Origin of the sequence: Kitasatospora sp. NPDC088346 (assembly GCF_044740765.1) — a bacterium.
In the GTDB taxonomy this organism is placed as follows: Bacteria; Actinomycetota; Actinomycetes; order Streptomycetales; family Streptomycetaceae; genus Kitasatospora.
The window spans coordinates 33,101-47,023 of sequence record NZ_JBIURH010000026.1 but is presented as its reverse complement, the minus strand read 5'-3'; the positions used below and the strand labels follow the sequence as shown (position 1 = coordinate 47,023).

The 13,923-nt window shown below is 72.1% G+C and carries 17 protein-coding genes; 8 read left to right on the top strand and 9 right to left on the bottom strand.

Annotation, left to right across the window (positions count from 1 at the left end; translation table 11 throughout):
- Nucleotides 1–43: 43 nt before the first annotated feature.
- Both ACIOFR_RS27420 and ACIOFR_RS27415 read left to right on the top strand, forming a co-directional pair.
- Nucleotides 44–682 carry a DUF5753 domain-containing protein gene (locus tag ACIOFR_RS27420; RefSeq protein WP_401001749.1) on the top strand — a complete coding sequence of 213 codons (639 nt, stop codon included), beginning with the start codon at nucleotides 44–46 and terminating at the stop codon, nucleotides 680–682.
- Between the two features lie 38 nt (nucleotides 683–720).
- Nucleotides 721–1,584, top strand: a complete 864-nt coding sequence (locus ACIOFR_RS27415; RefSeq protein WP_401001748.1) for a protein phosphatase 2C domain-containing protein — start codon at nucleotides 721–723, stop codon at nucleotides 1,582–1,584.
- Nucleotides 1,585–1,645: 61 nt separating this feature from the next.
- On the opposite strand, the gene ACIOFR_RS27410 is transcribed toward ACIOFR_RS27415, so the two are convergent.
- The 5 genes from ACIOFR_RS27410 to ACIOFR_RS27390 all read right to left on the bottom strand — a co-directional run bounded on the left by ACIOFR_RS27410 (nucleotide 1,646) and on the right by ACIOFR_RS27390 (nucleotide 5,286).
- Nucleotides 1,646–2,143, bottom strand: a complete 498-nt coding sequence (locus ACIOFR_RS27410) for a hypothetical protein (protein ID WP_401001746.1) — start codon at nucleotides 2,141–2,143, stop codon at nucleotides 1,646–1,648.
- 192 nt (nucleotides 2,144–2,335) lie between these two features.
- Nucleotides 2,336–3,169, bottom strand: a complete 834-nt coding sequence (locus ACIOFR_RS27405) for an aminoglycoside phosphotransferase (protein WP_401001744.1) — start codon at nucleotides 3,167–3,169, stop codon at nucleotides 2,336–2,338.
- Nucleotides 3,150–4,007: an aldo/keto reductase gene (locus ACIOFR_RS27400; protein ID WP_401001743.1), complete on the bottom strand. Its 858-nt coding sequence runs from the start codon at nucleotides 4,005–4,007 to the stop codon at nucleotides 3,150–3,152. Before ACIOFR_RS27400 ends, ACIOFR_RS27405 begins: the two co-directional genes overlap by 20 nt.
- On the bottom strand, nucleotides 3,917–5,131 hold the full coding sequence (locus ACIOFR_RS27395) for a JmjC domain-containing protein (RefSeq protein WP_401001741.1): 1,215 nt from the start codon (nucleotides 5,129–5,131) through the stop codon (nucleotides 3,917–3,919). Before ACIOFR_RS27395 ends, ACIOFR_RS27400 begins: the two co-directional genes overlap by 91 nt.
- A gap of 8 nt (nucleotides 5,132–5,139) precedes the next feature.
- Nucleotides 5,140–5,286 (bottom strand): hypothetical protein, encoded by a 147-nt coding sequence (locus ACIOFR_RS27390; RefSeq protein WP_401001740.1) that lies wholly within the window; start codon nucleotides 5,284–5,286, stop codon nucleotides 5,140–5,142.
- Nucleotides 5,287–5,640: 354 nt separating this feature from the next.
- Here ACIOFR_RS27390 and ACIOFR_RS27385 point away from each other — a divergent pair, with 354 nt between their 5' ends.
- Nucleotides 5,641–6,375 (top strand): phytanoyl-CoA dioxygenase family protein, encoded by a 735-nt coding sequence (locus ACIOFR_RS27385; protein WP_401001738.1) that lies wholly within the window; start codon nucleotides 5,641–5,643, stop codon nucleotides 6,373–6,375.
- A gap of 462 nt (nucleotides 6,376–6,837) precedes the next feature.
- Here the strand turns inward: ACIOFR_RS27385 and ACIOFR_RS27380 are convergent, their stop codons facing one another.
- Nucleotides 6,838–7,113 carry an integrase gene (locus ACIOFR_RS27380; protein WP_401001737.1) on the bottom strand — a complete coding sequence of 92 codons (276 nt, stop codon included), beginning with the start codon at nucleotides 7,111–7,113 and terminating at the stop codon, nucleotides 6,838–6,840.
- A 104-nt stretch (nucleotides 7,114–7,217) separates the two neighbouring features.
- Here ACIOFR_RS27380 and ACIOFR_RS27375 point away from each other — a divergent pair, with 104 nt between their 5' ends.
- Both ACIOFR_RS27375 and ACIOFR_RS27370 read left to right on the top strand, forming a co-directional pair.
- A complete protein-coding gene (locus ACIOFR_RS27375) occupies nucleotides 7,218–7,850 on the top strand; it encodes a helix-turn-helix domain-containing protein (protein ID WP_401001736.1) in 633 nt (210 codons plus the stop codon).
- An 83-nt stretch (nucleotides 7,851–7,933) separates the two neighbouring features.
- A complete protein-coding gene (locus ACIOFR_RS27370; protein WP_401001734.1) occupies nucleotides 7,934–9,448 on the top strand; it encodes a tyrosine-type recombinase/integrase in 1,515 nt (504 codons plus the stop codon).
- Nucleotides 9,449–9,781: 333 nt separating this feature from the next.
- Here the strand turns inward: ACIOFR_RS27370 and ACIOFR_RS27365 are convergent, their stop codons facing one another.
- Nucleotides 9,782–10,423 carry a hypothetical protein gene (locus ACIOFR_RS27365; RefSeq protein WP_401001733.1) on the bottom strand — a complete coding sequence of 214 codons (642 nt, stop codon included), beginning with the start codon at nucleotides 10,421–10,423 and terminating at the stop codon, nucleotides 9,782–9,784.
- A gap of 141 nt (nucleotides 10,424–10,564) precedes the next feature.
- Nucleotides 10,565–11,812 (bottom strand): IS110 family transposase, encoded by a 1,248-nt coding sequence (locus ACIOFR_RS27360; RefSeq protein WP_401001731.1) that lies wholly within the window; start codon nucleotides 11,810–11,812, stop codon nucleotides 10,565–10,567.
- Between the two features lie 134 nt (nucleotides 11,813–11,946).
- On the opposite strand from ACIOFR_RS27360, the gene ACIOFR_RS27355 reads away from it, so the two are divergent.
- Entirely contained in the window at nucleotides 11,947–12,300 is a 354-nt protein-coding gene (locus ACIOFR_RS27355; RefSeq protein WP_401001730.1) for a helix-turn-helix domain-containing protein, read from the top strand.
- A 52-nt stretch (nucleotides 12,301–12,352) separates the two neighbouring features.
- Nucleotides 12,353–12,985 (top strand): GNAT family N-acetyltransferase, encoded by a 633-nt coding sequence (locus ACIOFR_RS27350; protein ID WP_401001729.1) that lies wholly within the window; start codon nucleotides 12,353–12,355, stop codon nucleotides 12,983–12,985.
- 3 nt (nucleotides 12,986–12,988) lie between these two features.
- Here ACIOFR_RS27350 and ACIOFR_RS27345 read toward each other — a convergent pair whose 3' ends face one another.
- Nucleotides 12,989–13,435, bottom strand: a complete 447-nt coding sequence (locus tag ACIOFR_RS27345) for a hypothetical protein (RefSeq protein ID WP_401001728.1) — start codon at nucleotides 13,433–13,435, stop codon at nucleotides 12,989–12,991.
- A gap of 23 nt (nucleotides 13,436–13,458) precedes the next feature.
- Here ACIOFR_RS27345 and ACIOFR_RS27340 point away from each other — a divergent pair, with 23 nt between their 5' ends.
- A complete protein-coding gene (locus tag ACIOFR_RS27340) occupies nucleotides 13,459–13,923 on the top strand; it encodes a DUF4238 domain-containing protein (protein ID WP_401001726.1) in 465 nt (154 codons plus the stop codon).

Here is a 13,923-nt window from a genome sequence, read left to right as displayed (position 1 = left end):
TGCCGCCGGAACCCCGGCCGCATCCGCACACCTTGGAGGCACCATGTCCGCCCCGGGCAACCCCGACCCCGTGGACACCCACGCGGTTCCCGTGTCCGCACCCGACTGGCCGGGCCTGTTGCGGCAGGGCACCGGCCCGATCCAGGCCGAGTTCCGCCGGCTCGTCGAACAGACCAGCCATTACCACGGGTTCAGCCCCGACCTCGTCTGGGGCAACCTGCAGACCCGTGACTACGCCAGGGAGGTCCTGCGGCTGGTCGCCGACCTGCACGACATCCCCCGCGACCTCGACGCCGGAGCCACCGAACGCCTCGCGCGTGCCCAGTACCTCGGGCAGGGCGGACGCACCTACCACGTCCTGCTGGGCGAGCAGGCCCTGCTCACCGGCATCGGCGGCCCGGCCGTGATGCGCCCCCAGCTCGCCCACCTCCTGGAGGCGATGGACCTGCCCGGCCTCACCCTCGGCGTCATCCCCGCCCGCGCCCGGCTCCTCGTGTACCCGGGTGACGGCTTCGGGGTCTTCGACGGCACCCGGGTCGAGGTCGAGGGCTATCGCGGTGGCGAGACAATCACCGACGACCGCATCAAGATCTTCCAGCGAGCCTTCGACCGGCTCAAGCAGTCCGCCGTGTACCTCGACGACGCCCGCGCCATCATCACCACCGCCCTGCAGAACACCTGAACACCCCCATCCCTCCAGCCTGCGAAGGACAACTGCCCGTGCCACCGACCCCTGCCCCGTCCCTCCGTACCGGCGAGCGGCCCGGCCGCAACGACCGCCCCAGCGAGGACCGCATCCTGGCCACGCCGTCCGGCGACGCCTTCGTGGTCCTCGACGGAGTCTCCACGCTCTCCGACGACCGGCCTCGCGGTGGCTGGTACGCGGACACCCTCGGCAAGCTGATCGTCGACCGCCTCACCGCAGGCTCGGAGGCGGAGCTGACCGACGTTCTGCACGACGCGATCTCGGCGATCACCCGCGAGTACGCACTGACACCGGGGGCCTCACCCGCCGCGACGGTGTCTGTCGTGCGCCTGGGCGACACGGTGGTGGAGGCAGCCGTCCTGGGCGACAGCCCCGTCGTGGTGATCGGCCACGACGGCACGGTGCGAACGCTCACGGACACCCGTCTGGCCGAGCTGGTCGAGACCCGCCCGCAGGCCGCCGAGTACCGGCGGCGCCTGGCCACGGGCAGCGGCTTCGACACCCGGCACCACCAGCTGCTGGTCGAGCTGCGCGAAGCCCAGATGGGATGGATCAACCAGCCGGGCGGCTACTGGGTGGCCGAGGCCGTCCCGGAGGCCGGCCGCCAGGCGGTCACGGCCACCTGGCCACGAGCCGAGATCGCCCAAATCCTCGCCGCCACCGACGGGGTGTCCAGCGCGGTCGACGACTACGGCCTGTACTCATGGACGGAGCTGGCCGCCTCCTGCCGCGCCGACGGGCCGCAGGCCCTGGTCGACGCCATCCACCGGGCCGAGGAGCAGGACGCCCACGGCCGAACCTGGCCCCGCTACAAGCCGAGCGACGACAAGGCCCTCGCCCACCTCGACCTCACGGCGGGCGGGCCACCCGCCGGCTGAGCCCGCGCACGCACCTGCCGGGCGCGAGCGGCACCGCTCGCGTCCGGCAGGCCACTGCGGATCACGGGCGAGGCCGGGCCGGCACCTGCGCCTCCGGACCGTCCAGTGCCCAGGCCAGCCACTCCAAGCCCCACTGGAGCGGGGTTCCGCGCCGGTCGGTCAGCGCGGCCGGGACCTCGAACATGTCCGGCAGCGGGATGTGCTCGCGCAGCAGCGGCTCGGCCAGCTGCGCCAGCCACTCGTACCCGGGGACACCTGTGTGGCCGGCGACGAACCCCTCGACCACCGCGGCTGCGCGCACCGGGTCGCCAGCCGTGGCCCGGATCTCCGTCTCGGGGACATCACTCACTCGGCCGGCGTGCTCATCGGCAGCGGCCAGCAGGAGCAGCGCCAGCGCTTGCAGCCCGTGGACGGCGTACGAGTCGTACGGGCCCTCGTCGTCCTCCCAACGGGGTTCAACCAGTTCGGCCCCCCGCCACAGCGCGTCCGACCATCCGGCCGATCGTGCCGGCGCCGCCAGCGCGCCGGCCCTCCACCACAGCCTCTTCTTCTTGACCACTCTCGTCCCCTTCTCGGCAGCCCTGCCCTCACTATGCCCGGCCACGTACAACAGCTGCCGCCATTCCGCCGCACGCGGCAACCCCGTGCTGGGGTCAGCGGCCGGGGAATCCGACTGCGGACTGCACCCCGATGCCGGGGCGGGCCGCCCTCGCGCCGCGCGGCCTGGCGAGGAGGTGGGCGCGCGGCTCGGTCATGTGAGTTCGGCCAGGAGTTCGTCGGCGGTGCGGGCCATGGTTTCGGTGAGCGGCCCCGGGGTGCCGGTTCGCTTGTGGGCGCGGGCGGTGTTGGCGCACAGCAGGAGGCGGGACAGCTGTCCGGAGCGGGTGTTGAGGACGTCGGCGAAGAGGTCCAGGACCTTGTCGGCGACGGCGGGCTGGGGGAGGGAGGCCGCCCAGAGGCAGGCTGCGTCGAGGCCGACGGGGGCGTTGCCCCAGTCCTCCCAGTCGAGGACGGCGAGGTCGGGGCCGCACAGGTTCGCCCAGCCGAGGTCTCCGTGGGCGCAGGCCCAGTCGGTGACGGTGGTGTCGACGGTGTCGCCGTAGATCTCGCGGATGCGTGCGGTGAGGTGGGTTTGGGGCATGCAGAGGCGGTCGGTGGTGTGGCCGGCGAGCGAGTCGAGGGCGGCGCGCAGGTCGGTCCACCACTGCTCGGGCAGGTGCGGGTCGGTGGTGAGGTCGGCGCGTTGGGAGATGGAGCGGGCCGGGATGTGCGTCATCTCGTCGGCGCGCCAGACCACACCGTGCCGGGTGTCGGTCCAGGAGGCCGCGGCGAACCATTCGGGCCGGGGAACGCCGGCGAGGGCGGCGGCGGCTTCGAAGCCGTTCCAGCGCTGGCTGTTCAGCCGGTCGGGCCGTCGCCAGGCCAGCCGGACCCAGGTGCCCGCTGCGGTGGGGAACCCGGCGGAGCCGTTGTGGGCCGAGTAGTGGCCGGCCTTCCGCTGGAGGGTGCAGCCCAGGCGGCTCTCGGTGGCATCCAGGACCTCCTCCAGGTCGACGGTCGACAGGTCATCCAGGTTCTGCTGCACGGGCGTTGTCCCCTCCTGCCTCGCGGTGTTCTCGCACCGTAGCGGCTTCGCGCAGCAGTGTCCGGTAGCGGGAAAGGGTGTCGGGGTCGGTCTCGATGTCGGTTGTGGCGGTGGCGAGTTCGGCGAGGTGCGCGGGGTCGGAGGTGCCTGCGGCGATCCGGGCGACGGCGGGTGTGCCGTAGGCGATGGCGAGTGCTGCTTGCAGGGCGGGTGCGGTGCGCCGTCCGGCGAGGAAGGGCCTGGTGTCGAGCTGCTTCCAGAGGGGGTCGGCGGGGTTGCCGCCGAAGGGGGCCATGCCCCAGCGGTTTTCGGGGCGCAGGTGTTCGGCGAGCCGGTCGCCGGCGTCCAGGATGTGGGCGGGGACGGCGAGTCCGGCGCGGGTCATCAGGACGTCCGGCCGGGGTACGCCGTCGAGGTGGGCGAGGAGCGGGGCGGGGTTCCAGGTGGCGACGCCCCAGCGGCGGATGCGGCCCCGCTCGCGCAGGCGGACGAGTTCCTCGGAGGCGCGGGCGAGTCCGGCCGGGTCGTGCTCGGGGTTGTGCAGGAGGAGGGTGTCCGGCGGGCGGCCCAGGTCGCGGTTGGCCTGGTCGGCGGCGGCGCGCAGGCGGTCGGGGTCGAGGTCGTGGCCGTCGGGGAAGTAGCCGATCTTGGTGGTCAGGTCGAAGCGATGCAGGAGCTGCCCGGCCTGGTCGGCGAGCACCCGGTGGGCCTGGTGGTGCTGGTAGTTGGTGGCGGTGTCGAGGGCGGTTACGCCGAGGTCGAGGGCTGCGGCGAGTAGGTGACGGCGGGGACCAGCCCGGTATAGCCCGAGGGCGAGTCGCCGGTCAGCGGGGCGCACAGGCCCTCCTTCACGAGATGATCGGCGAGCGCGGCCAGGTCGGGTCCGCCGTGGGCGAGGTGGACCGGGTGACCGGACAACAGGGTTCGCAGGGGCTGTTCGGCGCGGGGCCGGAAGGTGAGGCGCTTGCCGCCGGCGACGACCACGACGCCAGCCGCCGTGGTGGTGATCTCGGGTTCGAACTCGGTGACGGCGGCGACGGCTTCCAGCGGGCCGAGGGCGTGGATGTGCGGGAGGTGGCGGGCCGGCGGGGTGTTAGCGCGGGTGGCCGCGAGGTAGGTGGCGGGATCGTGCTCGCGGGCGAGTTCGGCCAGACGGGCGACCAGCAGGTCGTTTGCGGGCACGCCGTCGGCGGTCTCCAGGTCGGTGCGCATGAGCTGGTCGGCGCGCGCGGTGTCGGCGAGGGCGGCGATCCAGCTGACCGGGGTGCGGCGGGTAAGGCCGAAGGTGACGTGCAGGGTGTGCCCGTCGTCGCCGGAGCCGACCCGGGTGGCGGTGTGCCAGTAACCGCGGGGGATGTGGATCACGTCGCCCGGGTTCATCACGCCGGCCCACAGGACATCCTCGGCGGGGGTGAGGTTGCGTTCGGCGTCGCGGTACATCGGCACCGGCCTCGACGGGCCGCGGACCTCCCACGCCTTCTGGCCGGAGACCTGGACGCAGACAACATCATGATCATCCCAATGCAATCCGAAGCCGGCGGTGTCGCCCACGCCCAGGTAGGCGTTCACCGAGACCAGTTCGCCCGACCACCACCCCAACGCCCGGCAGGCCACCTCCAGGGTGGGGTCGAAGGTGTCGACGCTGTCGAGCACCAGAGAACCGCCGGCGGACAGGACCCTTCCGAGGGAGGCCATGTCGGCCTGCTTGACCGCCTGGCGCCGCCGGTTGACCACCTCGGTCAGGTACTCCGAAGGGTGAAGCTCCTCGCCGGCGGCGTAGCAGCGCAACTGTGGGTTGGCCAGGTGCCTTCGCATCACCAGATCCAGGAGGCGGTGCGGCGTCATCAGCTGGGCGGCCAGGTCCGGCTCCGGGAGCTGCCCGCGGGCGAACGCGCGCCCGATGGCGCCCGGCCCGTCCCAGCCCAGCGCCTTCTCGATGCCTGCGACGAGCCGGTGCTCCATGCGGTCTCCTAGCCTCGGGGAAGGTTCAGGTCGCGGTTCTCGCCGTCGTCACCAGCACTGTTGCCGGAGCTGGTGACGTCCGAGCGCTCCGCCTCGTACCGGTCGTGCGCTCCGGAGAGCTGCTCGACCGCCAGCAGCAGGTCGTCCTCGTCCATCGGGGTCACCTCCCTTCCCTGCCCGACGGGACCATCGACCTCAGCCGCGCGAACGGCCCGACGCCCCGATGAGCAGTCTTCGAACGTAGGCGAAAGAACAGGACGACCGCAGCGCCTGAACCGGCCACACCCCGCGCTCCGCAAACCACCGACCGACCTGCGGGTCGGCACCGGGCACAGCACGGTGCCGCTGGTGGTTCCCGACAGCGACGTTGGCGGATTGTGGGCGGCCCCGCCCGCACGACGACCTCGCGCGGGCCCGTGCAACCCGCGCCTCGACAACGGACCGCGGCCCTGCACGGGCCTACGGAAATCCTGTTGCCGCCACCAGCGGCGGCGCGCTTCCATCTACGGATGGAGACATCAACTCCGCATCACCTCAACGAATTTCGCGGCAATGGGTACACCGTGGTACCCGACATCCTCACGCCCGGCCAGGTGGCTGCCTGGCGCACATTGGTCGCCCGGTACGTCGACCAGCAGCCGCCCGAGGACGGCCAGACCGGACCGTACTTCCTGTGGCCCGTACTCGCACAGGACCCCGAACTGCGCGCCCTGTACGGCGGCAGCGCCGTCGCCGACACCATCCGTCCCTTTCTGCGGGAGGGCCTCGGGCTGGCGGAGCCGGAGGTCGCGCAACTTGCGCTCACCCTGCCCCCGCACCCGCGCCACCCCGGCGCCCCGCACATCGACGGCCTGACCCCCACGGAGGAGGACGGCCGCCCGGGAACGTTCACCGTGCTCGCCGGCCTGCTCCTGACCGACCAGCGCGACCGCGACCGGGGAAACCTGTGGGTGTGGCCGGGCACTCACCTGCGCACCGCGGCGTGGCTGCGTAAGCAAGGTGCGGACGCGCTGGCCACGGCGGCGCCCTACCCGCCCGTCGAGCTGGGCGAGCCGGTGCAGGTCACCGGAGCCCCTGGCAGCCTGGTCCTCGTGCATTACCTCCTGGCGCACAACATCGGCGGGCACTTCGGGACGGCCCGCGACGTGCCGCGGGAGACCGTGTACTTCCGCCTTCACGCGGGCGGCCACCGCAAACGCTGGCGCGAGGTCGTGACCGACCCGCTGGTGGAGTTCGCCAGCTGACGGGTGGGGGCGCCCAAGCCGGGGTCACGAGGCGGCCGGCCAGGGAGAGCCTCCGGGCTTGTCTGCCGTGCGGCCCGTTCCGTTGCTGGGCGCGTGAGGGTCGCCACTTCTCCTGCCCAGCACCCCGGGCCGGACCTTCGTGCCCTTACCGTCGAGGGAGGGGCGACAGGAAGGGCAGTTTGAGTGGCGCGGTCGGAATCTCCCGAGCCCCGGGTGAAGTGGATGACGTGCGGCGAGTGCCTGGGTGTGACCCGGTACCGCCCGGTGGGCACGTGCGCCGGCTGGCCGTGCCCGCACCGCCGCGATTCGAGCGCCACCGATCTGGAGGCACTGCTCGCGCCTAATGCCGCGTGGTCCTTTCCGTGGGGGGAGCGCGCCCAGCTCTCCGAGGAATCCGCCTCACCCTCGACCGAGGCGGCCTGACGCGATCGCCGGCCAGCGCCTGGCCGGGTCCGGCAACTCCTAGGCCGCAGTCGCACGCAGTTTGGCGGGCACGTCGACCCGGTCGGGCACGGTGAGCCCGAGAACCTTGGCGAGCTCGATGGTGGAGACCCTGTAGGCCTTGCCCGCGCGGATGAGCGGCACCGGGTACTGGCCGGACTTGGCGAGGTCGTACCCGGCCGTGCGGCCGAGGCCGAGGGAACGGTTGGCAGTTGTGAGGGTGACGCAGGTGGGCAAGTTGATCAGCTCGGCGATGGTCATGGCCGGGTGGAACCGGTCGCTGGTGCTCGACGCCATGGGGGCCTCCTGCTGGTCACTGATACGCCGAGCGGGTTACCCGACTGGAAAATTGGTATCACATGCTCGACCAGTGAGCAGGCGACATGGAATACTGCTCAGCTATGGAGCAGAGCGAGTGGGTTGAGCAACTGGCGAGCATGAGCGGCGCCGCCATCAGGAAGCGCAGGGCGGAGCTGAGCCTCACGGCGGGGGCGGTCGCCCAAAGGTGCACGGACCTTGGCTTCCCTATCAGCCGCCCGTCCGTGTCCCGGCTGGAGGCGGGGAAGCGGGACGCTCCGCTGAACCTCGCCGAGCTCCTGGTCCTCGCCCGGGCACTGGAGGTGCCGCCAGTCCTGCTGATCGCCCCGCTCGATCAGCAGGAGAGCATCCACATCGCACCCGACGTCGAGGTCCCGGCAGCCGAGGCACTCACCTGGATCACCGGCGAGTGGCCGTCCCCCGCAGAGGGCGACGGGCCCGTCGCCGCCCTCAGCGTCCTGCGCCGCCACGACCGCCTGGTGCGCACCGCCGTGTGGTCGACCGGGCAGGCCGTGGAGCGTCGACGGGACGCTCAGCTCGCCGGGCCGGACGATTACCAGCGCGCCAGCGAGACTGCCCAGCAGCTGGAGGACGTGGCCCGGCGCGACCGCGAGGACGTGCTGAGCGAGCGCCGACGTCTGCGCGAGCTGGGCGCCTTCCCCCCGCCCCTGCCCTCCGAGATCGTCTTCGTCGACCCCGCCGGGGCGGCCTCGTGAAGCCGCTCAAGGGCTCCGTCAACCGGCGCTGCGGGTGCCGCAACCCAGAGACCGGCAAGCCCTGGGGCAGCGCGTGCCCGAAAATGCGCAACAGCCGGCACGGAAACTGGTACGTCGACCAGGAGCTGGCTCCCGCCAAGACCGAGGACGGTCTGGACCGCCGCCGTCGCTACCGCCGGTCCGGATTCGCCAACAGTGCCGAGGCGAGCAAGCACCTGAACACGGTCAAGGCCCTCCTGTCGATCGGGGGTGAGGACAACGTGGCGGCACGCACCGCGATCAGCGAAGTGCTGGAGAAGTGCGCAACCGGCAAGAAGCCGCTTCCGGACTACGACGACCTGCGCCAGCGCTACGAGTCCCAGCAGGACCTCTCCTCGAACCTTACGGTCGGCGAGTGGCTCGACAAGTGGCTCAAGGGGAAAAAGTCCCTGCGCAAGCGGGGTGCGGACCGCTACGACGTCGACATCCGCTGCCATCTCAAGCCCCATCTGGGCGACCTGCCCGTGCGCGCGCTGCGCGTGGACCAGATCAACGAGATGTTCGACGCCATCGCCTCGTCCAACATCGAGCTAGACGCGGCCAACAAGGCCCGGCGCGCCGCCCTGGACCTGCTCGCGACGGTCCCCAACAAGGGTGCGGAGAACCGGGCGCGGCGCAAGGAGCTGCGCGAGCAGATCGCCGCTATGCCGCCGTTCCGGCGCCTGACCAACCCCCCCACCCACCGCAACATCCTCGCCACTCTTCGGGCGGCCCTGAACGTCGCGATCGGCCAGAGGGTCATCCCGCCGTTCAACCCCTGCGAGTTCGTGGAACTGGCGCGCTACGAGAACCCCAAGGCGCTGCTCTGGACCCCCGAACGCGTCGAGCAGTGGAAGATCACCGGTGAGAAGCCGTCGCCGGTCATGGTCTGGACCCCCGAGCAGGTCGGGGCCTTCCTGGACTACCTGGTCTCCATCAACCACCGCCTGTACGCGCTGTTCCACGTGATCGCCTTCCGCGGCCTGCGGCGCGGCGAGGCGTGCGGCCTGCGCTGGTCCGACATCGACTGGGACGCGAAGCGGTTCAGCGTCGCCGAGCAGCTCGGCCAGGACGGCTGGGACATCCTTCCGGGCGCCCCGAAGACCCGCTCGGGCGTGCGCACCGTCGCCCTGGACATCGAGACGTCGAGCGTCCTGCGCGACCAGAAGCGCCGCCAGGCCAAGGAGTTGCTCGCAGCCGGCAACGCGGCGGCCAACCGCGACGGCCGGTGCTTCACCGAGGACACCGGCGAATGGCTGCACCCCGGCCGCCTGACCGACCTCTTCGAAGCCCTGGTCAAGGCGGCGGGCCTGCCTCCGATCCGGCTCCACGACCTGCGCCACGTCGCCGCCACCCTGGCGCTCGCCGCCAAGGTGGACATCAAGATCATCTCTGAGATGCTCGGTCACTCCAGCACGACCATTACCCGCGACATCTACCAGACCGTCATGCACGAGCTCGCCTACGAGGCGGCCGAGGCCGTCGTCGCGATCGTGCCCCGTGCCCGGCGGCGCACCTCCGCCTACGCGCCCGAGGCAGCGGCAGCCGCCCTCGCAAGCTTCGCCGACACCAGCACCTGACCTCCCTCGCCCCCTCCTCCGCCGGTCCCGGCGGAGGAGGGGCAGTGGCGTGTCCCGGCACACCGGGCCCATGAACCGCACGAGGCAGGGCACGCACCGTGATCGTGAACCCGACCGACCGGTCCGGCCCGGCCGGCGAACCCGCTTGCGACTCCAACGCAGGTTCCGCTTCCAGATCAACGGGCGGGAGGCCGAGGTCCTCGCGGTGTCCTGCGAGTGCGGCGGCGGGCGCCCGAGGTTCGAAGCCGCCCCGATACGCGGACCCTCCTGGCCCGTGGGGACGGACTGGCACCGGAGCGCCGGCTCTTCGGTCGGCGCAGCCGTTCGCGCCGGTCAGCGTTGTCGAGCACTGAGCGCGTCGCGGACGATCTCTTCCAGCGGGCTCCAATGGTCTCTGCTCGCCAGGGCGTTGGGCCAGTGGCCGGTGGGGTTCGTGGTCAGTAGATGGGGACGGGCCTGGCCGGGTCGGCTGTAGGCGAGGGCCGCGACGGTCCGCAGGTCGACCCGGGATCCCCGCGCCCGCCCGGCCAAAGAAACGGTCCGTATGAGGGCGTCGCGGCCTCCGCGCGCCAGGGACGCGACAGTGGCATCGAGCGAGGCGGCGTGGACCGCGCCACGCTTGTGCTGTTCGCCGAGCACGCTGCCGATGCTCGGCCCTCCCGCCTGGTGGGCCTCGTTGCGAGGCGCGGTGACGGCGAACGCCGCGTGAACGGCGAGGACCGCGGCCAGGGCGTTGTCCTGGACCACGTGGAGCCACGGGTCACCGCTGTCTCGGCCCTCCAGGGGCAGCGGCAGGGCGGCGTCGAGCGCGGCGCGGTAGAGCCGGTGCGGCTCGGAGAGGATCCGCAGCCAAGCACCGCGGACGCGGCCGTCCGGGGCTGCTGCCCACGATCGGGCGCTGGTGATCCAATCGCCGTGCAGGGGTGCGGAGCCGGTCAGGTGGCCGCACAGTTCGTTCAGGTAGCTCTCGTCCATCGTGGTGTCTCCCAGGGGCGTTCTGCCGGCCGTGGTTCGGCCGAGAGGCGGCCGAGGGTGCCGTTCCCGCTGAAGGGCTCGAAGGCCCGGGTTGAATCATCAGGCGTGTCCCTCGGCCGCCCGTCGGCGGCGCCGCGGCGATCAGGTGCCGGTGTGCGGCCAGGCGGCCTCCTCGCGGTAGGTCTCACCGTGCGTCAGGCAGTGGTGCAGGCAGCCCAGCAGCCGGCCGAAGACGTGCCGCAGCGCCGCGGTGTGCCGCTCGCCGGCCGCGCGGCGCCGGTCGTAGTGCGCGCGGGCACCGGGCGAGCGGCCGATCGCCGAGAAGGACCAGTAGTGGCCGGCGGTCTTCAGGAAGTTATTGGCACCCTTGCGGCGGTGGAAGACCACCCGGCTCCCCCCGCTCGTCCACGTCAGCGGCGCTGCCCCGGCGTAGCCCCGAAGCCCCCGGGCCGAGGCGAAGCGGGCGGGCGCATCACCGATCTCGCCGAGGAGCCTGGGTCCGGTCAGCTCCCCGACTCCGGGGAACGAGCGGTAGATGTCGGCCTGGGGGTGGCGGTCGAACGCCTCCACCGCGAGGGCGGCGAGGCGCTGTGCCGTCGAGGTGGCCACGTCCAGCAATTCGACGCAGACCCGTACCTCGTGCCCCAGCGCCTCCTCCAGCAGCGGGGTCTGCATCAGCACCGGGCGGCGGAACTCGGTGAACAGTCGCGCGGCGTGGTCGTCGAGGTTACGGGTCCGGCCGCCGGTCTCCAACAGGTCGTACAGGCGGCGTTTGCTCAGGCAGGCGGCCGAACGGCTGGTCGGTGCCGCCGCGATCACCGAGCGGGCCTCTCCACGGCCGATCTTCCCCGGGAGGTGGTCCCAGGCCGTCAGCGCGGCCGGGTGCACGAGCCGCAGCTGGGAGCGCAGCCGCAGCAGGTGGAACTGGCGGGTACGGGACGCCTTGAGCTGGGCGCGCGCGAGGGCGCGGACCGCCTCGGCGTCGTCCGTGGACTGGGGCTGCTCCTGGTGGCGATGCCCGTCGGTCCGAAGGATCTGGGCCAGCAAGGCAGCGTCCTCCCGGTCGGACTTCTTCCGCGTCGGCCCGGCCGTCTGCCGGTACGCCGCCACCACCGTCGGATGCACGACCACAACCGGCTGGCCGGCCTGCCGCAGACCCGCGACCAGCAGGCTGCGACCGGTCTCGATCGCGACCGGGACGTGGCGGCGGCTGTGCTGGTGGCTGGCCTTCAACCCGGACAGCAGGCTCAGGACCTCGCGCAAACCCTCGGGGGTCTCCGGGATGCGGGCGCTGGCCACCACCTCCCCGGTGCTGTCGACGACGGCGAGGTCGTTGAGGCCCTCCGACCAGTCGATGCCCGCGTACATGGCTCCGGTCCGGCCGCCCACGACACCCCCCACTCCCGAACAAACGTCCACGACTGGTAGATACATTTACCACAGGTGGGGCGCGCTGCACCGCCGCAGCCGACAGGGAAGAATGAAGGGGGTCAGCGTTGGAGGAAGAGGAACGGGAGGGGTGCATGCCCCGGGGCCCCCTGCACCAGCCTCCCGCGCGGTACGTCGCCTCCGGCAAGTGGCCCGAGGTGGTCCTGACCTCCGAGGCCCCGCCGAGCGCCCAGGCCGGACTCGCGTTCGCCCGCAACCTCGACGCGGCCATGCGCGCCCATAATCTCTCCGACCGCGCCCTCGCCCGCCGGGCCGGACTGTCCCACCCGACCATCGGGGCGCTGCGCCGGGGCGAAGTGCTCCCCGACCTCGGAACGATCGTCCTGCTGGAAATCGCGACCGGAGACGCGCTGTATCCGGCAGACCTCCACCGCCAGCTCACCCTCCCCGAGGAGACGCGGGACGGAACCCCTCCCCCGCAGCCGTAGAGCCACGCGGAAACCGGTTGTCCGCGCGCGACTGCCGCGTGATCCTCCCGGCATGGACACTCCCCCCGAACTGATCACCCTGGACCGGGTCGCTGCGCTGCGCTGCTTCAACGGCGAGGCGGACCTGCCCGAGCTCTTCCGGGTCATCGACGAAGCCCAGGAGCATCTACGGCCCTGGATGCCGTGGATCGCCGACCACAGCCTCGAAGCCACGCGCGACTTCCTTCTGCACCGCAGCGAACGGTGGCACCAGGGCACGGCGTTCACCTACGCGATCGTCATCGACGGCGGCGCCATCGCGGGCACCTGCCAGCTCTTCCGCAGCAGCGATCAGCCGGGGGTCATGGGGATCGGCTACTGGCTCCACCCGGCCGCAACCGGCCGCGGACTGGCTACCCGCGCGGGCGGCGTCCTGGTGCGCGAGGCATTCCTCCTCCCCGGGATCGAGATCGTCGAGATCGTCCACGACCCAGCCAACCGGGCCAGCGGCGCGGTACCGGCAAGGCTAGGCTTCACCGCCTGCGCACGCCGACCGGCCGAACGCCTCGCCCCCGGCGAGACGGGCGAGGAGCAGGTGTGGCAGCTGACCCGCAGACAGGCCGCGGCGCGGAGCGGAGAGGCCTCGGAGGCCGAAGCAACCCCCGCACCCGGAAACCGAGTGCACCTGCCACTTCACGATGCGTAGCATTCAGGCGTGTCTACGCGAATCCCACACCCCCAGGGGCCTGGCCCGGCCTTCGGGCCTGCGGTGCTGCTGCGTCGAATCGCCGAGATTGCGCCGGAGCTCACCGAGGCCCCGGTCCACAAACAGCACATGGTGTCGGCGGCCTTGCAGAAGGCCTGGACGGCGCCAGACACGGACGGCGTCCCGCGCCATCAGCCGTTCGGAATCGACCTCCTGGACCGCCTCCCGCGGAAGACCGCACCCGCCGGGGCCGGCTACGCGCGGGACTGGGTGCCGAAGGCTTCGGCGGGCATCGAGCGGTTCTGGAAGGTCCAGGTCGAGGAGCTGATCCCCCCGGTCCTCGACGCCGTGACCGGCGGCACCCTCTTCGACCACCCGGAGCTGGTAGACGCCGTGAAGCGCCTGGTGGCGCTTCACCTCGTGCGCAACGTCCGGCTCCGCGAGCAGCACGAGCGGTTCGTCGGGAGCACCGGGTGGAGGTGGACGCTGCGCTCACGGCGGCCGGGCACACCGGGGACCCGGTCGACAGCGGCATCCTGTTCCGGATCGCGGCCCAGCTCCTGTTCGAGCACGCGACCTGGTTCACGGCCTCCGCCGACCTGCAGGTCCTCACCCCCCGGGACCCGCGGCACGAGTTCATCCTCGGCGACGCACCGGCCGTGACGGTCGGCAGCCGGCAGCTGACGGAACGGGTGGGCGTCCCGCTGGAGCTGGCCGAGGTGGTCGTCATGCCCCTCGGCCCTCGGCACGTTGCCGCACTGGGATCGCAGCACGGCTACCTGCCGGTGGACGGCCGTATCGTCTCCGCGGTGAACTTCGCGCAGGCCGTGCACGCCGTCGAGTTCGTGTTCACGCGGCCCGGCAGCCCCGTGTTCCAGCAGCTGCTGGACGAGCACCGGCTCCGGCGATCAGCAGCCCGCTCGGCCGCGACGCCGTAG